The organism is Pseudomonas sp. NPDC089422 (assembly GCF_044749405.1).
Taxonomy (GTDB): domain Bacteria; phylum Pseudomonadota; class Gammaproteobacteria; order Pseudomonadales; family Pseudomonadaceae; genus Aquipseudomonas.
In genome coordinates, this window is sequence record NZ_JBIVHW010000006.1 from 347,560 (window position 1) to 370,550 (window position 22,991).

Annotated in this window: 20 protein-coding genes; 5 read left to right on the forward strand and 15 right to left on the reverse strand. The window is 62.3% G+C overall.

The annotated features are described in order from the left end of the window. Positions 1 to 67 precede the first annotated feature (67 nt). From rpoD to rpsU, 3 genes are all read right to left on the reverse strand, one after another. Entirely contained in the window at positions 68 to 1,918 is a 1,851-nt protein-coding gene (gene rpoD, locus ACIPZ8_RS14125; RefSeq protein ID WP_400724000.1) for an RNA polymerase sigma factor RpoD, read from the reverse strand. Between the two features lie 67 nt (positions 1,919 to 1,985). Beyond that, entirely contained in the window at positions 1,986 to 3,968 is a 1,983-nt protein-coding gene (gene dnaG / locus ACIPZ8_RS14130; RefSeq protein ID WP_400724003.1) for a DNA primase, read from the reverse strand. A gap of 289 nt (positions 3,969 to 4,257) precedes the next feature. Then, complete coding sequence (gene rpsU, locus ACIPZ8_RS14135; RefSeq protein WP_003255575.1) at positions 4,258 to 4,473, reverse strand: 30S ribosomal protein S21; 216 nt, start codon at positions 4,471 to 4,473, stop codon at positions 4,258 to 4,260. 205 nt (positions 4,474 to 4,678) lie between these two features. On the opposite strand from rpsU, the gene tsaD reads away from it, so the two are divergent. After that, positions 4,679 to 5,704 (forward strand): tRNA (adenosine(37)-N6)-threonylcarbamoyltransferase complex transferase subunit TsaD, encoded by a 1,026-nt coding sequence (tsaD, locus tag ACIPZ8_RS14140; RefSeq protein WP_400724006.1) that lies wholly within the window; start codon positions 4,679 to 4,681, stop codon positions 5,702 to 5,704. Between the two features lie 15 nt (positions 5,705 to 5,719). On the opposite strand, the gene plsY is transcribed toward tsaD, so the two are convergent. Further along, a complete protein-coding gene (plsY, locus tag ACIPZ8_RS14145; protein ID WP_054885227.1) occupies positions 5,720 to 6,289 on the reverse strand; it encodes a glycerol-3-phosphate 1-O-acyltransferase PlsY in 570 nt (189 codons plus the stop codon). A 74-nt stretch (positions 6,290 to 6,363) separates the two neighbouring features. Between plsY and folB the strand changes: the two genes are divergently transcribed. Continuing rightward, complete coding sequence (gene folB / locus ACIPZ8_RS14150; protein ID WP_027917471.1) at positions 6,364 to 6,720, forward strand: dihydroneopterin aldolase; 357 nt, start codon at positions 6,364 to 6,366, stop codon at positions 6,718 to 6,720. After that, on the forward strand, positions 6,711 to 7,220 hold the full coding sequence (gene folK, locus ACIPZ8_RS14155; RefSeq protein ID WP_400724010.1) for a 2-amino-4-hydroxy-6-hydroxymethyldihydropteridine diphosphokinase: 510 nt from the start codon (positions 6,711 to 6,713) through the stop codon (positions 7,218 to 7,220). Before folB ends, folK begins: the two co-directional genes overlap by 10 nt. 30 nt (positions 7,221 to 7,250) lie before the next feature. Here folK and ACIPZ8_RS14160 read toward each other — a convergent pair whose 3' ends face one another. The 11 genes from ACIPZ8_RS14160 to ACIPZ8_RS14210 all read right to left on the reverse strand — a co-directional run bounded on the left by ACIPZ8_RS14160 (position 7,251) and on the right by ACIPZ8_RS14210 (position 21,173). Next, the gene (locus tag ACIPZ8_RS14160; protein WP_400724013.1) at positions 7,251 to 8,345 is read right to left on the reverse strand and encodes a multifunctional CCA addition/repair protein; all 1,095 of its coding nucleotides are present in this window, start codon (positions 8,343 to 8,345) and stop codon (positions 7,251 to 7,253) included. Between the two features lie 57 nt (positions 8,346 to 8,402). Continuing rightward, positions 8,403 to 9,971, reverse strand: coding sequence for a SpoVR family protein (locus tag ACIPZ8_RS14165; protein WP_110639247.1), 1,569 nt, complete (start codon positions 9,969 to 9,971; stop codon positions 8,403 to 8,405). Continuing rightward, positions 9,968 to 11,239 (reverse strand): YeaH/YhbH family protein, encoded by a 1,272-nt coding sequence (locus tag ACIPZ8_RS14170; protein ID WP_103448722.1) that lies wholly within the window; start codon positions 11,237 to 11,239, stop codon positions 9,968 to 9,970. The genes ACIPZ8_RS14165 and ACIPZ8_RS14170 overlap by 4 nt, the downstream gene beginning before the upstream one ends. Positions 11,240 to 11,380: 141 nt before the next feature. Further along, positions 11,381 to 13,303 carry a PrkA family serine protein kinase gene (locus ACIPZ8_RS14175; protein WP_085676236.1) on the reverse strand — a complete coding sequence of 641 codons (1,923 nt, stop codon included), beginning with the start codon at positions 13,301 to 13,303 and terminating at the stop codon, positions 11,381 to 11,383. Positions 13,304 to 13,586: 283 nt separating this feature from the next. Next, the gene (gene glpE / locus ACIPZ8_RS14180) at positions 13,587 to 13,916 is read right to left on the reverse strand and encodes a thiosulfate sulfurtransferase GlpE (RefSeq protein WP_400724017.1); all 330 of its coding nucleotides are present in this window, start codon (positions 13,914 to 13,916) and stop codon (positions 13,587 to 13,589) included. A gap of 41 nt (positions 13,917 to 13,957) precedes the next feature. Next, entirely contained in the window at positions 13,958 to 14,797 is an 840-nt protein-coding gene (locus ACIPZ8_RS14185; RefSeq protein ID WP_400724020.1) for a symmetrical bis(5'-nucleosyl)-tetraphosphatase, read from the reverse strand. Next, positions 14,797 to 15,177: a Co2+/Mg2+ efflux protein ApaG gene (apaG, locus tag ACIPZ8_RS14190; RefSeq protein ID WP_027917463.1), complete on the reverse strand. Its 381-nt coding sequence runs from the start codon at positions 15,175 to 15,177 to the stop codon at positions 14,797 to 14,799. The genes ACIPZ8_RS14185 and apaG overlap by 1 nt, the downstream gene beginning before the upstream one ends. A gap of 114 nt (positions 15,178 to 15,291) precedes the next feature. After that, positions 15,292 to 16,092 carry a 16S rRNA (adenine(1518)-N(6)/adenine(1519)-N(6))-dimethyltransferase RsmA gene (rsmA, locus tag ACIPZ8_RS14195; protein ID WP_400724024.1) on the reverse strand — a complete coding sequence of 267 codons (801 nt, stop codon included), beginning with the start codon at positions 16,090 to 16,092 and terminating at the stop codon, positions 15,292 to 15,294. Continuing rightward, complete coding sequence (pdxA, locus tag ACIPZ8_RS14200; protein WP_400724027.1) at positions 16,089 to 17,078, reverse strand: 4-hydroxythreonine-4-phosphate dehydrogenase PdxA; 990 nt, start codon at positions 17,076 to 17,078, stop codon at positions 16,089 to 16,091. Before pdxA ends, rsmA begins: the two co-directional genes overlap by 4 nt. Next, positions 17,075 to 18,394, reverse strand: coding sequence for a peptidylprolyl isomerase (locus tag ACIPZ8_RS14205; protein ID WP_400724030.1), 1,320 nt, complete (start codon positions 18,392 to 18,394; stop codon positions 17,075 to 17,077). The genes pdxA and ACIPZ8_RS14205 overlap by 4 nt, the downstream gene beginning before the upstream one ends. Then, positions 18,375 to 21,173: an LPS-assembly protein LptD gene (locus tag ACIPZ8_RS14210; protein ID WP_400724032.1), complete on the reverse strand. Its 2,799-nt coding sequence runs from the start codon at positions 21,171 to 21,173 to the stop codon at positions 18,375 to 18,377. Before ACIPZ8_RS14210 ends, ACIPZ8_RS14205 begins: the two co-directional genes overlap by 20 nt. Before the next feature lie 130 nt (positions 21,174 to 21,303). On the opposite strand from ACIPZ8_RS14210, the gene ACIPZ8_RS14215 reads away from it, so the two are divergent. Beyond that, on the forward strand, positions 21,304 to 22,323 hold the full coding sequence (locus ACIPZ8_RS14215) for an aminoglycoside phosphotransferase family protein (RefSeq protein WP_400724034.1): 1,020 nt from the start codon (positions 21,304 to 21,306) through the stop codon (positions 22,321 to 22,323). Then, the gene (gene murU, locus ACIPZ8_RS14220; protein ID WP_400724037.1) at positions 22,320 to 22,991 is read left to right on the forward strand and encodes an N-acetylmuramate alpha-1-phosphate uridylyltransferase MurU; all 672 of its coding nucleotides are present in this window, start codon (positions 22,320 to 22,322) and stop codon (positions 22,989 to 22,991) included. The genes ACIPZ8_RS14215 and murU overlap by 4 nt, the downstream gene beginning before the upstream one ends.

Genomic DNA, 22,991 nt, shown 5'->3' on the forward strand with positions numbered 1-22,991 from the left:
CAGCCGGCCAGCCGATCACAACTATTTGTCGGATAAGAAAAACCCCGGCCTGGGCCGGGGTTTGTCATCACTCGTCGAGGAAGGAGCGCAGGTGCTCGCTGCGAGTCGGGTGGCGCAGTTTGCGCAACGCCTTCGCTTCGATCTGACGGATCCGCTCACGGGTCACGTCGAACTGCTTGCCCACCTCTTCGAGGGTGTGGTCGGTGTTCATGTCGATACCGAAGCGCATGCGCAGCACCTTGGCTTCGCGTGCGGTCAGGCCCGAGAGCACGTCACGGGTCGCTTCCTTGAGGCTTTCGACCGTGGCCACGTCGATCGGGGACTGCATGGTCGAGTCCTCGATGAAGTCGCCCAGATGCGAATCTTCGTCGTCACCGATCGGCGTTTCCATGGAGATCGGCTCTTTGGCGATCTTCAATACCTTGCGGATCTTGTCCTCAGGCATTTCCATGCGCTCACCGAGCTCTTCCGGGGTCGGTTCACGGCCCATTTCCTGCAGCATCTGGCGGGAAATACGGTTGAGCTTGTTGATCGTCTCGATCATGTGCACCGGAATACGGATGGTGCGCGCCTGGTCGGCGATCGAGCGGGTGATCGCCTGGCGGATCCACCAGGTGGCGTAGGTCGAGAACTTGTAGCCGCGACGGTATTCGAACTTGTCCACCGCCTTCATCAAGCCGATGTTGCCTTCCTGGATCAGGTCGAGGAACTGCAGGCCACGGTTGGTGTATTTCTTGGCGATGGAGATCACCAGACGCAGGTTCGCCTCGACCATTTCTTTCTTGGCGCGGCGGGCTTTCGCCTCACCGATGGACATGCGACGGTTGATTTCCTTGATCTCGGCAACGGTCAGGCCGGTCTCGGTCTCGAGGTCGATCAGCTTCTGCTGGCAGGCGACGATGGCGGCGTCCTTTTCACCCAGGGCGGCTGCCCACTTGGTGCTGCGCTTGGCGAGGTCACCGGACCAGGTCTGGTCGGTTTCGTTGCTCGGGAACAGGCGCAGGAAGTCGGCACGCGGCATGCGGGCGTCACGCACGCACAGCTGCATGATCGCACGCTCTTGCTGACGCAGGCGGTTCAGGGCATCGCGCACGCGCTCGACCAGAACGTCGAACTGCTTCGGCACCAGCTTGATCGGCATGAACAGGTCAGCCAGGGCCTGCAAGGCCTCGATGCTTTCCTTGACGTTGCGGCCGCCCTTCTTCAGGACCTTGTTGGTGGCCTGGAGCTGATCGGCAACGGCGCCGAAGCGCTGGGCTGCAACGACCGGATCAGGGCCGCTTTCGGCCTCTTCCTCGTCGTCACTGCCTTCACTTTCTTCGTCTTCGTCGTCCGACTCTTCCTTGGCCGCAGGCGCCTTGGCGCCAGGTACTGGCACTTCGTCGGTCGGTGCGGCGATGTTGTCGTCAGGGTCGATGTAACCGCTGAGAACGTCGGACAGGCGGCCGCCTTCGGCGGTGACGCGGTCGTATTCGCCGAGGATGTAGTCGACAGTACCCGGGAAGTGAGCGATGGCGCCCATGACTTCACGGATGCCTTCCTCGATCCGCTTGGCGATTTCGATCTCGCCTTCGCGGGTCAGCAGCTCGACGGTACCCATTTCGCGCATGTACATGCGCACCGGGTCGGTCGTGCGGCCGATATCGGTTTCAACTGCCGCCAACGCAGCAGCGGCTTCTTCGGCCGCGGCTTCGTCGGTGTCGGCTTCCGCCAACAGAAGGGCATCCGCATCCGGAGCACTCTCGAATACGTTGATCCCCATGTCGTTGATCATGCGGATGATGTCTTCCACCTGTTCCGGATCTGAAATATCCTCAGGCAGGTGGTCGTTGACCTCCGCGTAAGTCAGGTAGCCCTGCTCACGACCGCGGGTGATCAACTCTTTGATACGAGACTGCTGTTGCGCTTTTCCGGACATAACACCCTATCCACTGAAGGTCTTGGCGGGCAAAAAACAAGCCGAGGATTATACCCGAGCATGGGCCTCACGCGCCAGATGAGGTCGGCGTTTGTGCGGGAACATTCCGGCTCAGCAGGGCGAGGAGCTGTGATTTTTCCTCGCTGGTCAATTCGCTTTGACGTGATTTCCTGAGCAGTTGTTCCAGGCTGCGCTCGCGTTGGCGGGCGGACAAGCTAGTTATAGTGTCGAAAAACTGTTGTTCAAGGTTGTCGGCCACGATCAACCATTCCTTTTCCGCCAGGGCCCGCAGCAGGCGGCCTTGTTCGGTGCCGTGCCAACGTGCGATCAGCTGCATTGAGCTTAGCCCAGGATTCTTCTGCGCAGCTTCGATCAGGGCCACCAGCAGCTGGCTGTACAGGTGCTCTTCGTCGGCGAAATGGCTGGCATCCTCGACCTTGCCGGCCAGTAGCGGGTGGTGCAGCAAGGTGCGCAGGGCCGCCAGGGTCGGTGGTTCGACCGGTGCCGGCACCCGCGGCGGCGCTTCGTCGCGCTGCTGCCATGGCTTGCCGCCCTTGCGGTTCTTGTCCCAGGGCTTGTCGCTCCATGCTTTCTTGCCCCCGCCTTTGTTCGGCTTCCACTCCGGTTCCTGATGAACGGGGGCGTAGTCGTGCTGTGGCATGTCGCCGTAGTCGGGGGTGTAGCTGGCCATGGCATCGTAGTCATAGCCAGGGTCGTAGTCCGGCACACTGCTGGCCGCCGGCGCCTGTTGCGCCAGTTGCTCGACCTGCTGTGGGTCCAGGCCGGTGATTTCCTTCAGGCGGTTGCGCATCAGCTGACGCAGGTTGGCGCCGGGGATCTTTTCGATCAACGGTGCGGCCAGGGTCGCCATGTGCGCCTTGCCTTCCAGCGAGCGCGGGTCGGCTTCGTTGCTCAGTTGCTCGAAGAAATAGTCGGCCAATGGCTGCGCGTGCTGGTTGATCCGGGCCATGAAGGCATCGGTGCCTTCGGCGCGTACCAGGCTGTCCGGGTCTTCGCCTTCGGGCAGGAACAGGAAGCGCGCACGGCGGCCATCCTGCAGTGCCGAGAGGGTCGACTCCAGTGCGCGCCAGGCGGCCTTGCGCCCGGCCTGGTCGCCGTCGAAGCAGAACAGCACGCTGGGCACCACGCGGAACAGGCGTTTGAGGTGCTCTTCGCTGGTCGCGGTGCCAAGGGTGGCCACGGCATTGCGCAGGCCCTGCTGGGCCAGGGCGATCACGTCCATGTAGCCCTCGACGACGATGATCTCGTCGAGGTTGCGGTTGTGCTTGCGTGCCTCGTACAGCCCGTAGAGTTCCTGGCCCTTGTGGAACACCGGGGTTTCCGGGGAGTTGAGGTACTTGGGCTTGTCGTCGCCCAGTACCCGGCCGCCAAAGGCGATGATGCGCCCGCGGCTGTCGCGGATCGGGAACATCACCCGGTCGCGGAAGCGGTCATAGCGTTTGCCGCTTTCGGCGTTCTCGATCAGCAGGCCGGCGTCGATCATCACCTTTTGTTGCAAGGTGTCGGCGCCCAGGTGCTTGAGCAGGTTGTCCCAGCCAGGCGGCGCGAAGCCCAGGCCGAAGTCGCGGGCGATTTCACCCGACAGGCCGCGGCCCTTTAGGTAGTCCACCGCGGCCTTGCGGGTCGGATGGCTGCGCAGGGCCTGGCGGTAGAACTCCGAGGCGGCATCCAGCAATGGGTACAACGGCGAGTCGGTTGGCTGGCGCGGCTTGTTGTCGCGACGGCCTTGTTCCCTGGGCACTTCCATGCCGGCTGCGCGGGCCAGTTCCTCGACGGCCTGGGGGAAGTCCAGGTTGTCGTGGTCCATGACGAAGCCGAGGGCGTTGCCGCCGGCGCCGCAGCCGAAGCAGTAGTAGAACTGCTTGTCGGGGCTGACCGTGAAGGAAGGGGTCTTTTCCTTGTGGAACGGGCAGCAGGCGGAGTAGTTCTTGCCGGTCTTTTTCAGCTGAACGCGCGAACTCACCACGTCGACAATGTCGAGGCGGTTGATCAGGTCGTCGATGAAGCTTTGGGGAATCAGCCCGGCCATGGCAGTCTCGTCATCTGGCAACTGGCAAGTCTAATCGCTAACGCGCCGCAGAGGGGCGAATGCTGAATAGGGGGAAGTGCGAGGGAGTGTGTGCTCGTCGGTAGCCGCAAGGGCCCGTCAGTCAGGACGTGCACGCCTGGCCGTAGCCAGATCTGACGCTTTGATGCATTTGCCCACTGCAGGTTGCGACGGGCGCCTTGGGCTAGCTGCTCAAGGTTTGAAACAAGCCGCTGCCATCGGCCCGGCGGTGAGCCGGGCAGGGCAGAAGCTCTAGCGTAGAACGTCTGTATTAGTACAGACGAACGGCGCGGCGCTGTTCGCGCTGAACTTTCTTGGCGTGACGCTTAACAGCAGCAGCTGCTTTGCGCTTACGCTCGGCGGTCGGCTTCTCGTAAAACTCGCGGCTACGAACTTCAGCCAGTACACCGGCTTTTTCGCAGGAGCGCTTGAAACGACGCAGAGCTACGTCGAAGGGTTCGTTCTCTTTAACTTTGACGGCTGGCATCCAGGGCTACCTTAATTCATTACCGGGGTAGACGTGCTCCTGGCAAAACAAAAGGTGTGCTGGAGAACGTCGGTTTTCAAGGGTTGCGGATGTTAACCCTTAGTACGCCGGAATGCAAAGCCTCTGATCGAAAACCGCTGGTCGGCACCCGGCACGGGGACTATCATGCGCGGCTTCGAATTCAGCCCCCACAAGGGACGAGCCCATGCTAGTACTGGGATTGGAAACATCCTGCGACGAAACCGGCGTCGCATTATACGACAGCGAGCGCGGTTTGTTAGCCGACGCGCTGTTCAGTCAGATCGACCTGCACCGCGTGTTCGGTGGCGTGGTGCCCGAGCTCGCCTCGCGTGATCACGTCAAGCGCATGCTGCCGCTCATCCGCCAGGTGCTGGAGGAGGCCGGCTGCGTTGCCACCGAGATCGACGCCATCGCCTACACCGCGGGTCCTGGCCTGGTCGGTGCGCTGCTGGTCGGTGCCTCGTGCGCCCAGGCCCTGGCCTTCGCCTGGGATATCCCGGCGATCGGCGTGCACCACATGGAAGGCCACCTGCTGGCACCGATGCTGGAGGAAAACCCGCCCGAGTTTCCGTTCGTCGCTTTGTTGGTTTCCGGCGGCCATACCCAGCTGGTGCGGGTGGATGGCATCGGCCACTACGAGCTGCTGGGCGAGAGCCTCGACGATGCGGCTGGCGAAGCATTCGACAAGACCGCCAAGCTGATCGGCCTCAATTACCCAGGCGGCCCGGAAATCGCGCGCCTGGCCGAACAGGGTGTGCCTGGGCGCTTCGTGTTCCCGCGGCCGATGACCGATCGGCCGGGCCTTGAGTTCAGCTTCAGTGGCCTCAAGACCTTCGCCCTGAACACCTGGCAGCAATGCAAGAATGCTGGCGACGACAGCGAGCAAACCCGTTGCGACCTGTCCCTGGCATTCCAGCAGGCGGTGGTGGAGACTCTGACCATCAAGTGCAAGCGCGCCCTCAAGCAGACCGGCCTCAAGCGCCTGGTCATTGCCGGTGGCGTGAGTGCCAACAAGGCGTTGCGCGCCTCGCTGGAGGACATGCTGGCCGGTCTCAAGGGCAACGTGTACTACGCGCGTCCGCAGTTCTGCACCGACAATGGCGCGATGATCGCCTATGCCGGTTGCCAGCGCCTGTTGGCCGGGCAGCAGCAGGACTTGGCGATCAGCGTGCAGGCACGTTGGCCGATGGAGCAGCTGCCGCCGGTGTAAAGGCTTGCGGGCGCGTCAGAAATGCCTTTCGCGCCCGGCAAACAAATCGCGCAGATTGTTGCGGTGGCGCCAGACGATCATCACCGTGAGCACGGCGATCGGCAACAGCGCCTCCGGCTCGCGCCAGGCCAGCAGTGGCAAGGTCAGCGGGGTCGCGACAAGCGCCGCCAGCGAGCTGGTGCGCGTGAGGTAGAAGGTCAGCAGCCAGGCGCCGATGGCCAGCAGTGCGGCCGGGAAATACAGGCCCATGAGCATGCCGGCGGCGGTGGCGACGCCTTTGCCGCCGCGGAAGCGGAAGTACAGCGGGAACAGGTGGCCGAGCACTGCGCAGACACCGACCCAGGCCTGCTCCTGCAGGCCAAGGCCGGCGGCGCGGGCGAGCAAAACCGGCAGCAGGCCCTTGCACAGGTCGCCAAGCAGGGTCAGGATCGCCAGTTTACGGCCCGCCAGGCGCAGCATGTTGGTGGCGCCGGCATTGCCCGAACCGCTGGAACGCGGGTCCGGGCTGCCCGAAAGGCGGCTGAGGACGATGGCGAAGGACAGCGAGCCGAGCAGGTAGGCGAGCAGCGCCAATAACCAAAACATGCTAACTATTCCGGGCGAGGACGCCCTGATTCTAACGGCGCCAGTCGCCCTTGTCGTGCTGTGGAGAGAAGTGCTTGGACAGAGTGTTCATCGAAGGCCTGGAAGTCGATACCGTCATCGGTGCCTATGACTGGGAACGGGATATTCGCCAGTGCCTGCGCCTGGACTTGAGTTTTGCCTGGGACAACCGTCCGGCAGCGGCCGGTGACGACCTGAACCTGGCGCTCGACTACGCCAGTGTTTCGGCACGGGTCCAGGCATTTGCCGAGCAGGCGCGCTTCGAACTGGTGGAAACCTTTGCCGAGCGCCTGGTGGCAACGCTGATGGAAGAATTCCACATTCCCTGGGTTCGGTTGAAGCTGACCAAGCCAGGGGCCGTTCCCGCCGCCCGTGGCGGTGTTGGCGTGGAGATCGAGCGCGGATGTCTCTGAGCACGGTTTATCTGGGCCTTGGCAGCAACATCGATCGCCACCAGCACCTGTGTGCGGGGCTCGATGCGTTGGCGTCCATTCTCAGCGACATGCAATGTTCCCCGGCGTTCGAGAGCCAGGCGGTGGGGATCAAGAGCGGGCCGTTCATCAACTTCGTGGTCACCGGCAAGACCGATCTGCCACTGATGGAACTGGATCGTCGGCTCAAGTTCATCGAAGCGGACAACGGTCGCTATGCGCCGGATCGCAAGGGCTTGCCGCTGGATATCGATGTGCTCATGTATGACGACCTGCATGGCACGTTCGATGGGCTGGTGCTGCCTAGGGCGGAGATCCTGAAGAATGCCTTCGTGCTGTGGCCGTTGTCGCTGCTGGCGCCGGAGCTGGTGCATCCGGGGGCGGGCAAAAGCATGGCGCAGTTGTGGCAGGAGGCGCGGATCGACCAGGTGTTGGCACCTGTTGCTTTCGAATGGCGGGGCGTGCAGCTGACCCAGGTGTGAGGCCTTCCGCTCCTGCAGCGACCGTGGTGGTCAGCCTGTTTTGTAAGTATCGAGCGCTTTCAGTCGCTCAGCTTTGAGTGCCTCGCCCAGGCCTTGGCCGGTCAATCCGGCTTCCACCAGCGGTTTCACATCCACCGCCCTGGCCGCTGCCGCTGCTCCACGCAGATAATGGGCCTGTGGATAACCTTCAAGAGCGGCCATTTCACAGGCGGCAATGAAATCTTCGAAGCGCTGCGGTCGTCGATAAACGTCGAACTTCTGCAGCATTTCCAGCAAGTTTGCAGGCGTTAACTGCAACGCCTCGTCCGCCCGCCCGGCAAACTCGCCCACCAGCGCGGACAGTTCCTGGCATTCACGCGGCGCCTTGAAACGCTGGTTGAGCGCTTTTATCGCCGCGGGTTCCAGCCTGCGAAGCAAGCACGCCCAGCGCACCGCCAATGGCTGCTGGTGCTCAGCCGCCCGCTGCAGTGCCACCAGGGTATCCCCGCCATGCTCCAGTTCGGGCATCAATTCCTTCAGGGCGCCACAGGCGCGCAGTACCTGGATGAACACTTGGGGCTGGCTTTCCATCAGCGCCCGCTCGATCTCCTTCCAGCTACGTTCGGCTGTCAGTGCCTGCAGTTCGCCCGACTCGGCGATCTGGCGCATCAGAGCCAGTGTTTCATCGGCGACCTGAAAACCGAGGGGAGCATAGCGCGCGGCAAAGCGGGCAACGCGCAGTACACGCAAGGGATCTTCGGCGAACGCGGGGGAAACATGGCGCAGAATACGTTGTTCAAGGTCGGCCTGGCCGTGGTAGGGGTCGTAGACCGCGCCCTGTTCGTCTTCGGCCATCGCATTGATGGTCAGGTCTCGGCGGATCAGGTCTTCTTCCAACGTCACGTCGGGGCTTGCGTGAAAGGTGAACCCGCCATAACCACGCCCGCTCTTGCGCTCGGTGCGCGCCAGGGCATATTCCTCGCCCGTCTTCGGATGCAGGAAAACCGGGAAATCAGCGCCAACCGGGCGATAGCCCCTGGCGTGCATTTCTTCGACCGTGGCGCCGACCACCAGCCAGTCGATATCGCTGACCGGGCGCCCGAGCAGGCGGTCACGTACCGCGCCGCCGACTTTGTAGATGTGCATGTGCAGCCTCCATTACTGCCCACAGGATACCCTGTCGGCAGTAATGGCGGTGCAGCATCAGAGGTGGTGGATGACGGCGAGGTCCATGCGCCCGTAGTCGCCGCTCTCGGCATGTTCCCCACGCGGCGGCATGTGATGGGTCTTGACCACCTGGTCGCCCTGTACGGTCTCCAGGTGGATATCGAAGCCCCACAGGCGGTGCAGATGCTTGAGCACTTCCTCGGTGGAGTCGCCCAGCGGTTTGCGGTTGTGCTGCTGGTGGCGCAGCGTCAGCGAGCGATCGCCACGGCGGTCGATGCTCCAGATCTGCACGTTGGGCTCGCGGTTGCCGAGGTTGTACTGGGCTGCCAGTTGCTCGCGAATGATCCGGTAGCCAGCCTCGTCATGGATGGCCGGTACCAGCAGATCGTCGCGCTGGTCGTCATCGAGGATGCTGAACAGCTTCAGGTCACGCATCACCTTGGGGGACAGGTACTGCAGGATGAAGCTCTCGTCCTTGAAGCTGCTCATGGCGAACTTGATGGTAGAAAGCCAGTCGCTGCCGGCAATGTCGGGGAACCAGCGGCGATCTTCCTCGGTCGGGTTTTCGCACATGCGGCGGATGTCGGTGTACATGGCAAAGCCCAGCGCGTAGGGGTTTATGCCGCTGTAATACGGGCTGTCGAACCCGGGCTGGAACACCACGCTGGTATGCGACTGGAGGAACTCCATCATGAAGCCTTCGGTGATCAGGCCTTCGTCGTACAGGTCGTTCATCAGCGTGTAGTGCCAGAAGGTCGCCCAACCTTCGTTCATCACCTGGGTCTGGCGTTGTGGGTAGAAGTATTGGGCGATCTTGCGCACGATACGCACCACTTCGCGTTGCCAGGGCTCGAGCAGCGGGGCGTTCTTCTCGATGAAGTAGAGGATGTTTTCCTGCGGTTCGGAGGGGAACCGCGCGTCGTCGCGCTCGCCGCCTTTTTCGGCACTCTTGGGGATCGTGCGCCACAGGTCGTTGATCTGCCGCTGCAGGTGCTCTTCACGGTCTTTCTGGCGCCGGCGTTCTTCTTCGGCGGAGATCGGATAGGGGCGCTTGTAGCGATCCACGCCGTAGTTCATGAGCGCGTGGCAGGAGTCGATCAGGTCTTCCACGGCATCGATGCCGTGACGCTCCTCGCACTGGGCAATGTACTGCTTGGCGAACACCAGGTAGTCGATGATCGACGTGGCATCGGTCCAGGTGCGGAACAGGTAGTTGCCCTTGAAGAAACTGTTGTGGCCATAGCAGGCGTGGGCGATCACCAGTGCCTGCATGCACATGGTGTTTTCTTCCATCAGGTAAGCGATGCACGGATCGGAGTTGATCACGATCTCGTAGGCCAGGCCCATCTGGCCCCGGCTGTAGGACTTCTCGGTACTGAGGAACTGCTTGCCGTAGGACCAGTGGTGATAACCCAGCGGCATGCCGACGGAGGCATAGGCGTCCATCATCTGCTCGGCGGTGATCACCTCGATCTGGTTGGGGTAGGTATCCAGTGCGTAACGCTCGGCCAGCCGGCTGATTTCCCGGTCGTAGGTCTGGATCAGCTCGAACGTCCACTCGGACCCGGTGGAAATGGGTTGGCGTCTCTGTGCTCTGGCGGTCATGTGGCTAACCTGCGCTGGAAGAGTTCACGGAAGACCGGGTAGATATCGCCGGCCGATACCAACTGCTGCTGGGCGAATGTGTCGGGGAAGGCCTCGCCGATTCGCTCGTACTCGTACCACAACGCCTGGTGCTCACGCGGGGTGATCTCAACGTAAGTGTAGTACTGCACATGCGGCATGATCTGCTTGGACAGGATCTCGCGGCAGATCGGCGAGTCGTCGTTCCAGTTGTCGCCGTCGGAGGCCTGGGCGGCATAGATGTTCCAGTCGGCGGCCGGGTAACGTTCAGCCATGATCTCCTGCATCATCTTCAGTGCGCTGGAAACGATGGTGCCGCCGGTTTCCCGGGAGTAGAAGAACTCTTCTTCGTCAACTTCGCGGGCACTGGTGTGGTGGCGGATGAACACCACCTCGATGCGGTCGTAGTTACGCTTGAGGAACAGGTACAGCAGGATGAAGAAGCGTTTGGCGATGTCTTTGGTGGCCTGGGTCATCGAGCCGGACACGTCCATCAGGCAGAACATCACGGCCTTGGAACTGGGGTTGGGCTGCTTCACCAGCAGGTTGTACTTGAGGTCGAAGGTGTCGAGGAAGGGCAGGCGGTTGATGCGAGCCTTGAGCCGCTCGATTTCCTGCTCGACTTCCTGGATGTCGGTGAAGTTGTCGGGTTCCTCGACTTTCAGCCGGTCCAGTTCCTTCTGTGCTTCGCGCAGCAGTGCACGGCTGCTGCCGGTCAGGGCAATGCGACGGGCGTGGGCCGAGCGTAGGGTGCGGACGATGTTGATGCGTGACGGGTTGCCCTCGTTGGCAATACCGGCTCGTACGGTCTTGAAAGTGTCGGCGCCGGTCAGGTGGCGTTTCACCAGGTTGGGCAGTTCGAGGTCTTCGAACATGAATTCGAGGAACTCTTCCTGGGTGATCTGGAAGACGAAATCATCCATGCCCTCGCCGGAGTTGCCGGCCTTGCCGCGACCGCTGCCACCCCCGCCGCCTTGCGGCCGCGGGATGTGCTCGCCAGCGGTGAACTCCTTGTTGCCTGGGTGCACGATGGTCTGCTTGCCGCCACGACCATGGTGCAGCACCGGTTCATCGATGTCCCGTCCCGGAATGCTGATCTGTTCCCCGTGCTCCATATCCATGATGGAGCGGCGGCTTACGGCCTCTTCGACGGCCTTCTTGATGTGTTCGCGGTAACGCCGCAGAAAGCGCTGGCGGTTGACCGTGCTCTTGTTCTTGCCGTTCAGGCGTCGGTCGATAACGTAGCTCATGGTCCCTCCGGTAGCTGGGAGCAGCTGCAAGCCACAAGCTTCAGGCTGCAGGAAAGAGCAGCCACCGCTGCTGCAAGCTACGGCGCCGGGCTTGCGCTCGGCGCTGGGCAGCTTGAAGCGTGCGGCTTGTAGCTTGCCGCTTTATTGCGATTTCCTGACCCGCAGGTACCATTCCGACAGCAGGCGCACCTGTTTGTCGGTGTAGCCACGCTCCACCATCCGCGTGACGAAGTCGTTGTGCTTCTGTTGGTCCTCCTTGCTGGCCTTGGCGTTGAAGCTGATGACCGGCAGCAGGTCCTCGGTGTTGGAGAACATTTTCTTCTCGATCACCACCCGCAGCTTCTCGTAGCTCAGCCAGCTCGGGTTCTTGCCATTGTTGTTGGCACGGGCACGCAGCACGAAGTTGACGATCTCGTTGCGGAAGTCCTTCGGATTGCTGATGCCTGCCGGTTTCTCGATCTTTTCCAGCTCCTCGTTGAGGGCGATACGGTTGAGGATCTCGCCGGTCTCCGGGTCGCGGTACTCCTGGTCCTGGATCCAGAAGTCGGCGTACAGCACATAGCGGTCGAAGATGTTCTGGCCGTATTCGCTGTAGGACTCAAGATAGGCAGTCTGGATTTCCTTGCCGATGAACTCGATGTAGCGCGGTGCCAGGTACTCTTTCAGGTAGCGCAGGTAACGCTCGCGTACTTCGGCCGGGAATTGTTCCTGCTCGATCTGCTGTTCCAGCACATACAGCAGGTGTACCGGGTTGGCTGCCACTTCATGCGGGTCGAAGTTGAACACCTTGGAAAGAATCTTGAAGGCGAAGCGGGTCGACAGGCCGTTCATGCCTTCGTCGACGCCCGCTGCATCGCGGTACTCCTGAATCGACTTGGCTTTGGGGTCGGTGTCCTTGAGGTTTTCGCCGTCGTAGACGCGCATTTTCGAGTAGATATTGGAGTTTTCCGGCTCCTTGAGGCGCGAGAGCACGGTGAACTGGGCGAGCATCTTCAGCGTGTCTGGCGCGCAATGGGCCTTGGCCAGCGAGCTGTTGACCAGCAATTTGTCGTAGATCTTGATCTCGTCGCTGACGCGCAGGCAGTACGGCACCTTGACGATGTAGATCCGGTCGATGAACGCCTCGTTGTTCTTGTTGTTGCGGAAGGTGTGCCACTCCGATTCGTTGGAGTGGGCCAGCAGGATACCGGTATAGGGAATGGCCCCAAGGCCTTCGGTACTGTTGTAGTTGCCTTCCTGGGTAGCAGTGAGCAAGGGGTGCAGGACCTTGATCGGCGCCTTGAACATTTCGACGAACTCCATCAGGCCCTGGTTGGCCCGGCACAGTGCGCCCGAGTAGCTGTAGGCATCGGCGTCGTTCTGCGGGAATTCTTCGAGTTTGCGGATATCCACTTTACCGACCAGGGCAGAGATGTCCTGGTTGTTCTCGTCACCTGGCTCGGTCTTGGCGATGGCGATCTGGTTGAGGATCGAGGGGTACAGCTTCACCACCCTGAACTTGCTGATATCACCGCCGAATTCCTGCAGCCGCTTGGTGGCCCAGGGCGACATGATGGTGTTCAGGTAGCGCCGCGAGATGCCGTACTCTTCCTCGAGAATGGCCCCGTCCTCGGTGGCATTGAACAACCCCAGCGGTGACTCGAATACCGGCGAGCCCTTGATGGCGTAGAAGGGCACCTTTTCCATCAGCTGCTTGAGTTTCTCGGCCAGCGACGATTTACCGCCGCCTACCGGGCCCAGCAGATAGAGGATCTGCTTCTTCTCTTCCAGGCCTTGGGCGGCATGGCGGAAGTACGAAACGATCTGGTCGATGCACTCTTCCATGCCATGGAAGTCGGCAAAGGCCGGATACCGGCGGATTACCTTGTTGGAGAAGATTCGCGACAGCCTGGAGTTGGTAGAGGTGTCGATCAGTTCGGGCTCACCGATGGCCAGCAACAGCCGTTCAGCCGCCGATGCGTAGGCACTGCGATCCTCTTTGCACAGCTCGAGGTACTCCTGCAGCGAGAGTTCTTCCTGGCGCGTAGACTCGAAGCGTTGTTGGAAGTGGCTAAAAATACTCATGACGTCACCTCGCTCGATACGTGGAGACGACGCCGGATCAGTCAGCTGATGCTGGCATGCAACCGGGTTCGCCGATTGCTGTATACCCCCCAGAACACCCTGAAACGCTACCGATGACCCGCACGCCGGTGTACCGGCTCTCCCCTTTTTTTGGATGGCCTGCGCTTAAGAATAGTTGGTAATCCGCAAGGTCAAGGGCGTGCAGCGGAGAAGTTGTGAACGACCGTTCGTCAGGTGGGCTGCAAGCCCGCGTGGTGCGCGGGCTGCAGTAAAAATGAAAAAATTATTCGGCAGCGCCCTGGGCGGTCTCGGCCGGGTAGGTGGTACGCCACAGTTCGAAGCCGCCATCGACGCTGTAGACGTCGGAGAAGCCCTGGCCGACCAGGTAGGCGGCTGCGCTCTGGCTGGAGTTGCCGTGGTAGCAGACCACCAGGGTCGGGGCGTCCAGGTCGGCATTGCGGATGAACTCGGCGACCGAGTGGTTATCCAGATGCTTGGCGCCGGTGATGTGGCCGGCGGCAAAGGCTTGCGGGTCGCGAATGTCGACGACTACCGCACCTTGCGCGCGCAGGGCCAGGGCCTGCTCGGGAGGGATGCGCTTGAATTCGCTCATGGGTAGGGCTTCCTTCAGGGGGGATCGTTGAGTGTAGGTGTTCAGGCCGGGAGGCGTAAGTTGCCGTCGTCGGCGCAGTCGCAGCGGTGGTATTCGCCGCTGTCAACGTTGTACAGGGTCATCGCACCGCCCCACACACAGCCGGTGTCGAGGGCAATGATGCCGGGTTCGTCGACCTGACCCTGAAGCGCGGCCCAGTGGCCGAAGATGATTTTCACGTGGCGCGAACGACGGTCCTTGTGTGCATACCAGGGCTTGTAGCCTTTGGGCGCGGCGTCCAGGCCTTCCTTGCTCTTGAGGTCGAGCTTGCCGGCAGCGGTGCAGAAGCGCATGCGTGTGAGGTAGTTGGTGATTACCCGCAGGCGCTCGATACCCGTGAGGTGCTTGCTCCACTTGTTCGGCTCGTTGCCGTACATGCCGTCCAGGTAGGGCTGCAGGCGGTTGTCGTCGCGCAACACCTGCTCGACTTCTTCAGCCAGTTGCAGCGCCTGGCCGAGGGTCCATTGCGGCGGGATGCCGGCATGGACCAGGGCGATGCCGCGGGGCTCGTCGTAATGCAGCAGCTTCTGCTGGCGCAGCCAGTCGAACAGTTGGTCGGCGTCCGGCGCCTCGATGATCTCGCGCAGGGTGTCGCTTTTCTTCAGGCGCTCGACGTTGTGCCAGACGGCCAGCAGGTGCAGGTCGTGGTTGCCCAGCACGCACACCAGCGATTGGCGGATCGAATAGAGGTAACGCAGGGTTTCCAGTGACTCGGGGCCGCGGTTGACCAGGTCACCGACCAGCCACAGGCGGTCGACCGCCGGGTTGAAGTTGACCCGTGCGAGCAGGCACTTGAGCGGCCCCAGGCAGCCTTGCAGGTCTCCGATGGCGTAGGTGGCCATCAGTGCAGCGCCCCAGGGACCGCGAGGCGGAAGGGGGCGATGTCGGCTTCGAAGCGCTTGCCGTCTTCGGCGAACATTTCGTAGCTGCCCTGCATGGTGCCGACGCGTGTGCTGATCACCGCGCCACTGCTGTAGGTATGGCTCTGGCCGGGTTCGATGGTCGGCTGCTGGCCGACTACACCGGCACCGCGCACTTCCTCGACTTCGCCGTCACCGTTGGTGATCAGCCAGTGACGCGACAACAGCTTGGCTTTGACCGAGCCGTTGTTCTGCACGGTGATGGTGTAGGCGAAGGCGAAGCGACTGCTTTCGGGGTCGGATTGGTCTTTCAGGTAACGGGTCACGACGCTGACGTCGATCTGATAGCGAGGGTCGGACATGCAAGGGCCTTGGGCGAACTGACGCAATAATGCAGTCTAGGCCATTGGCGGGGGGGAGGGCCAGCGCCATCCTGATCGGCTGGCGCGGTCAGTCAACACCCCGCAAACGCTGAATCAGGCCTGCTGGTCGGCCAGCTGATCGGCCAGGCGCACGAAGGCCGCCAGGTCGAGCTGTTCAGGGCGCAGGCTGCCATCCACGCCTGCTGCCTCGATGGCGGCACTGTCGAGCAAGCCTTTCAGGGTGTTGCGCAGGGTCTTGCGACGCTGGTTGAACGCTTCACGCACCACCTGCTCCAGCAAACGCGCATCCTTGGCCGGATGCGGCAGCACTTCGTGCGGCACCAGGCGCACGATCGCCGAGTCGACCTTCGGCGGTGGGTTGAACGCGCCTGGGCCCACGTTGAACAGGTGTTCCACACGGCAGTGGTACTGCACCATGATCGACAGGCGCCCCCAATCACCACCGCCTGGGCCGGCGGCCATACGCTCGACCACTTCCTTCTGCAGCATGAAGTGCATGTCACGGATCAGCCCAGCGTGGCTGAGCAGGTGGAAGATCAGCGGGGTGGAGATGTTGTACGGCAGGTTGCCGACCACTTTCAGGCTACGGGCAGGCACGCCCAGCTGGTTGAAGTCGAACTTCAGGGCGTCGCCCTGGTGCAGGCGGAAATTGCTGCGCCCGGCGAACTTGTGCTGCAGGATCGGCACCAGGTCCTTGTCCAGTTCCACTACATCCAGCTGGGCACCACTGCCCAGCAGGCCTTCGGTCAGGGCGCCCTGGCCCGGGCCGATTTCCAGCAGGTGTTCGCCGGCCTTGGCGTTGATGGCGCGCAGGATGCGGTCGATGATGCCTGCATCGTGCAGGAAGTTCTGGCCGAAACGCTTGCGCGCCCGGTGTTGGTATTGCTCGTTCATGGTCGGTTCTCGGCCATCTGGTAGGCGGTTTCCAGGGCGACGCGCAGGCTGCCGGTGTCGACCTTGCCGCTGCCGGCCAGGTCCAGGGCGGTGCCGTGGTCGACCGATGTGCGGATGATCGGCAGGCCCAGGGTCACGTTGACGGCAGCGCCAAAGCCTTTGTACTTGAGTACGGGCAGGCCCTGGTCGTGGTACATCGCCAGCACCGCGTCGCAGTGCTCCAGATATTTGGGGGTAAACAGGGTATCGGCCGGCAGCGGGCCGCGCAGGTCCATGCCTTCGGTGCGCAGGCGGGCCAACGTCGGCTCGATGATGTCGATTTCTTCGCGGCCAAGATGGCCGCCTTCCCCGGCATGCGGGTTGAGGCCGCAGACCAGGATGCGCGGGTTGGCAATGCCGAACTTGTCGCGCATGTCGGCGTGCAGGATGCGGGTGACCCGCTCCACACGCTCGGTGGTGATGGCGTCGGCAATGTCCCGCAGCGGCAGGTGCGTGGTCACCAGGGCGACACGCAAGCCACGGGTGGCCAGCATCATCACCACCTGGGCGGTGCCGGTCAGGTCGGCAAGAAACTCGGTATGGCCGGAGAAGGCGATACCGCTTTCGTTGATCACGCCCTTGTGCACCGGCGCGGTGATCATCCCGGCGAATTGCCCGTCAAGGCAACCTTGGCCGGCACGGGTCAGGGTCTCCAGCACGAACGCTGCGTTGGCCTTGTCCAGCTGGCCTGGCACCACGGGCGCGGCCAACGGTGTATCCCACACGTACAGGCTGCCAGCAGGCGCAGGCTGGTCGGGCCATTGGCCTGGCATAACCGGCAGCAGGCTGACAGCCAGCCCCAGCTGCGCGGCCCGCTCGGCGAGCAGGTCACGGCTGGTGATGGCAATCAGGGGGTGGGGCTGGGCGTCGGCGGCGAGCAGCAGGCACAGGTCGGGGCCTATGCCGGCTGGTTCGCCGGGGGTGACGGCGAAGCGCAGGGGCTTCACTGTGCGGCCTGGTCAGCGCCAGGCAGCTTGATTTCAACGTAGGCTTCGTCGCGGATCTGACGCAGCCAGGTCTGCAGCTCTTCGTCGTACTTGCGGTTGCGCAGCACGTTCATGGCCTGTTGCTCACGCGCCTGCTCGGTGCTGTCGGTGGCGCGGCGGCCCAGCACTTCCAGGACGTGCCAGCCGTACTGGGTCTTGAACGGTTTGGTCACCACGCCTTGCTGGGCGTTGGCCATCTGCTCGCGGAACTCCGGTACCAGGCTGTTCGGGTCGACCCAGTTGAGGTCGCCGCCGTTGAGTGCAGAACCTGGGTCTTCCGAGAAGCTCTTCGCCAGCTCGCCGAAGTCCTCGCCGTTCTGGATGCGGTCGTACAGGCGCTCGGCCAGCTGCTTGGTGGCCGCTTCGCTGCGGATCTCGCTCGGCTTGATCAGGATGTGGCGGACATGTACTTCGTCACGCAGCACGTTCTCGCCGCCACCACGTTTCTCCTCGAGCTTGAGGAGGATGAAGCCGTTGGGGATGCGGATTGGCTGGGTGATGTCGCCGACCGCCATGCTGCTGAGCATCTTGGCGAAGTCCGGCGGCAGCTGGGCAGCTTTACGCCAGCCCATTTCACCGCCTTCAAGGGCGTTTTCGCTGGCCGAGTTGGCAATCGCCACCTGGCCGAAGTCGGCGCCCTGGCGCAGTTGCTGGTAAAGGTCGCCGACCTTGCGCGCGGCTTTCTGGATGTCGTCCGAGTTGGCGGCTTCCGGGGTCGGGATGAGGATGTTGGCCAGGCGGTACTCTTCCGACATCTGCATCTTGCCCATGTCCGAATTGAGGAAGTTCTTCACTTCCTGCTCGGAAACCTGGATGCGCTCGGCAACGCGGCGCTGGCGCACGCGGCTGATGATCATCTCGCGCTTGACCTGCTCGCGGGCGTCGTCGAACGACAGGCCGTCATGGGCGAGGGCAGCGCGGAACTGCTCCAGGGACATGCCGTTGCGCTGGGCAATGGTGCCGATGGCCTGGTTCAGCTCTTCGTCGGTGATGCGGATGCCCGAGCGTTCGCCGATCTGCAATTGCAGGTTCTCGACGATCAGGCGCTCCAGTACCTGCTGCTCCAGTGCGCCGGTCGGCGGCACGCCGCCGCCGCGCTTGGCGATGGTCTGCTGCACCTCGTGGACACGCTGGTCCAGTTGGCTCTGCATGACCACGTCGTTGTCGACGATGGCCACCACGCGGTCCAGAGGTTGTACCGCGGCATGCACCGCGCCACTCAGCAATGCAGCGCCCAGCAACACCGGGCGCAGTCGATCAATAAGCTTGGTCTTCACGTGTACGGTAACCTTGAATGCCTTGGTCGAGGAACGATTCCACCTTGTTGCCCACTACGCCGCCGAGGCCTTTCAGGACGATTTGCAGGAAGATGCCGTGGTCGCCTTTTTCGTTTTGCGGCGTGGCCTGGCTGAAGTCGTCGTAGTCGATCCAGTAACGGTTGATCAGGCGAAGCTTCCAGCAGCAGTTGTCGTATTCGAAACCGCCCATGGCTTCCAGGGTGCGGTTGCGGTTGTAGTCATGCTGCCAGCGGGCGATTACGTTCCATTGCGGCACGACCGGCCAGATGACCGAAAAGTCGTGCTGCTGAATCTTGTAATAGTCCTTGATGTAATTCGCTGTGCCCGGGGTGCCATAGTCGCCACCACCCACTTTCCAGGTGCCCGTGGTGGAGTCGTAGGCAATGGTGTCGTTGCGGTAGCGATAACCGACGTTGACGATCTTGTTCGGGTTGTCTTCAGGCTGGTAGTGGAACATTGCACTGCCCGAGCGGGTGCTGCGGCTGTCTGGGTCCCAGTTGAAGTCCGAATTGAAGCGCCAGTCGCGGTTGAAGTAGTAGTTGTACAGCAGTGCATAAGGCGAGACGTCAGACTGCGAGTCCTGGCGTTCACGATAGTCGATGCCTGGCAGCTGAACTTTTCGGTCCTTGAAGTAATACGCCTGGCCGATGCTGAAGTTCTGCCGTTCGAAGCCGTTGTCCTCGATCCAGCGGGTAGTCACCCCCAGCGACAGCTTGTTCTCGTCGCCGATGCGGTCTGTGCCGGAGAAACGGTTATCGCGGAACAGCGAATCGTAGCTGAACAGTGTTTCGCCCGAGTCGAACAGCGGGATGTCCTTCTGGTCCTTGTAAGGGACGTAGAGGTAGAACAGGCGCGGCTCGAGGGTCTGGCGGTAGTTGGTACCGAACAGCGAAGTGTTGCGGTCAAAGTACAGGCCGCTGTCGATGGAGGCGATCGGGATATCACGGTTCAGCGTGCTGTTATAGCTGCCGTATGCCGGATTGGCCGATTGCGTGATCGCTTGCGCCTTGCCTTGGCTGTCCAGGTCCAGATCGTAGTGAGTATATGCGTACTTCAGCTTCGGCGTGATGTAACCGTAGCTGGCTTGCATTGGCAGGCTGATCGATGGCGCGACGTTCAAGCGCGTGCCGTTGGCCCGGGCAATGCCACTGACGTTCTGATCCAGGCGGCGGCCATCGGCGCCAGCGGTGGTGTCGAGGTTGCCATCCTTGTCGAACACGGTGCCATCTTTCAGGTCACGGTCGAAGCGTACCGCTTCGGTTTCGTAACCCAGGCTCAGGCCGCCCGGGTGGAACGGCAGCGCACCGATAAAGGTGATTTGCGGCAGTTTGTTGTAAGGGGTGATCTGCGACAGGGTCGCCATCTCGTACGCTTGCGCATTCAGGCGGGCGGTGTAGGTGTCGCCACGCCAGGTCAGAGCGCCCTGCTGGTTGACCACATCCTGGCTCTTCACGCCGATCTGGTCGGTTTCCAGGTCCTGGAAGTAGAACGGGTCACTGATGTCGGTGTAATCGACTTCAGTCATCAGGCGTTCGTCCAAGCCACCCTTGTGCTGCCAGTTGTACATCCAGCGCTGTTTCTTGTAGTCGGTCTGGTCCTTGCGGTCGTCGTCCCCGTCATTCAGGTACGCAGCGCCGAACTGCCCTTCGCTGGACTTGGTCAGGTAGCGGAATTCGCCTTCCATCAGCAGGCCGCGCTTGGTCATGTAGCGCGGGTACAACGTGGCGTCGTAGTTTGGCGCCAGGTTGAAGTAGTAAGGCGTGACCAGCATGAAGCCGGTGTCGCTGGTGCTGCTGAACGACGGCGGCAGGAAGCCGGACTGGCGACGGTCGTCGATCGGGAAGTAGATGTACGGTGTGTAGAGCACCGGGATATCTTTGACCCGCAGGGTGACGTTGGTCGCGGTACCGAAGCCGGTCGCCGGGTTCAGGGTGATGTTGTTGCCCTTGAGCTGCCAGGCGTTGCTGCCGGGTTCGCAGGTGGTGTACGTACCGTCTTTCAGACGGATGATGGCGTTTTCGCCACGCTTGGCGTACAGGGCGTTGCCGCGAATGTGCGACTTGTGCATCACGTATTCGGCGTTGTCGACCTGGGCTTCGCCGGTATCGAGCTGAATCTGGGCCTCGTCACCGACCACCAGCGAGCCGTTGTCGCGGATCTTGACGTTACCCTTGAGCTCGCCACGGTTCTCGGCCTGGTACAGGTTGGCCTCGTCGGCTTCGGCCTGCATGCTGCCCTGGCGCATGACCACGTCACCGGCGAGGGTAGCGATCTGCTGCTCCTGCTGGTACTTGGAGACCTTGGCGTTGATGTAGGTCGGCGACTCGTCCTTCGGCGTGGAGTCGGCCATGCCTGGGCGCGTGGGCTCGATGTATGCGCCACCGCAGTACGGGCCGGTTTCGGCCAGCTGGGCTGCAGTGAGCTTTTCGCGTGGAACCCAGTCGAGGTGGCTGTAGTCTTCGCTACGCGACTTCAGGCCACGGCCCTTGGCCTCGGTGACCAGCATGGGCTTGTCAGCGGACTCGGTCGGCTCGGCTTCGGTGCCCGAAGTGAGTGCGGCGCCTTCATGCACCGGGCGCGGAGGCAGGTTGTTGACTGGGGTCTTGGGCTTGCAGTCCCAACCACCGGAGGCGGACACTTGACAGTCAAACTGCTCGGCAGCCACCACATAGGCGCTGGCCAGAGGTTGCATGGCCAGCAGACCGCCGGTCACCAGCAACGGAAACTTTCTACGAAACGCGGGGGATTTCAATGCCATCTTATTAGTCCGGGCTTCCTGCGTGCCATCTGCCCGCGTGTGGGGCCGCACGCCTCTCGATGGTCTGAAAAAGATGCTGGATAATAAAGCATGACCCGCTTGACGGCTAGGGCCGTCGGAGACCCTTGTAATGCCTGAACACGATGTACGCTTGCAACAACTGACTGTCTGGCTCCATGAGCAGCTCGATCAACTTTTCCGCGACAACGCCTGGGGCGAGGTGCCCGAGGGCAGTCTCACTGCCGCCAGCAGCGATGCCAGCTTCCGCCGTTACTTCCGCTGGCAGGGTGCAGGCCACAGCTTCGTGATCATGGACGCGCCACCGCCTCAGGAAAACTGCCGACCATTCGTCGCCATTGACCATCTGTTGGCCGGTGCTGGCGTGCATGTGCCGCAGATTCACGCACAGGACCTGGAGCGCGGCTTCCTGATGCTGGGGGATCTGGGTCACCAGACATACCTGGACATCATTGATGCCGACAACGCCGATGGATTGTTCGCCGATGCCATCGACGCCCTGCTGGCCTTCCAGCGTCTGCCGATGGACGCGCCGTTGCCCAGCTACGACGACGCCTTGCTGCGCCGTGAAGTCGAGCTGTTCCCGGAGTGGTACGTAGGCCGCGAGCTCGGCCTGGCCTTCACTGACGCGCAGAAGGCCAGCTGGCAGCGTATCAGCCAGCTGCTGATCGACAGCGCCCTGGCCCAGCCCAAGGTGCTGGTACACCGTGACTACATGCCGCGCAACCTGATGCAGAGCACCCCGAACCCAGGCGTGCTGGACTTCCAGGATGCGGTCTACGGCCCGGTCACCTACGACATCACCTGCCTGTTCAAGGATGCTTTCCTCAGCTGGCCGCAGGCGCAGGTCGAGGGCTGGCTGCGCAGCTACTGGAACCAGGCACAGGCCGCGGGCATTCCAGTGCAGCCGGCATTCGACGATTTCCAGCGCGCCAGCGACCTGATGGGCGTGCAGCGCCACCTCAAGGTGATCGGTATCTTCGCGCGAATCTGCCATCGTGACGGAAAACCGCGTTATCTGGCCGACGTCCCGCGATTCTTCGCCTATATAGATGAAGTGGTCAGCCGTCGCCCGGAGCTTGCCGAACTGGGCCAGCTGATCGCCGAGTTGCAAGCCGGAGCGCGTGCATGAAGGCGATGATTCTTGCAGCAGGCAAAGGCGAGCGCATGCGCCCGCTGACCCTGCATACCCCCAAACCGCTGGTGCCAGTCGCGGGTCAGCCACTGATCGAGTACCACCTGCGCGCGCTGGCGGCGGCCGGGTTTACCGAGGTGGTGATCAACCACGCCTGGCTTGGCCAGCAGATCGAAGACCATCTTGGCGATGGCAGCCGGTTCGGCCTGAGCATTCGCTACTCGGCCGAAGGTGAGCCGCTGGAAACCGGCGGCGGCATCTTCAAGGCCTTGCCATTGCTGGGCAGTGAGCCCTTCGCGCTGATCAACGGCGATGTCTGGTCCGACTATGATCTGGCCCGCCTGCGCGCGCCACTGAAAGGGCTGGCGCATCTGGTGCTGGTCGACAACCCCGGCCATCACGGTCGAGGCGACTTCCGCCTGAACGGCGAGCGGGTGGTCGATGGTGACGACGCCCCCGGCAACTTGACCTTTAGCGGCCTCTCGGTGCTGCACCCGGCCTTGTTCGAGGGCTGCCAGGCGGGCGCCTTCAAGCTGGCGCCGTTGCTGCGCCAGGCGATGGCGTCAGGCCAGGTGAGCGGTGAGCACTTCCGTGGCCACTGGGTCGATGTCGGTACCCTGGAGCGCCTGGCCGAGGCCGAGCGCTTGATCGGCGAGCGCGCCTGA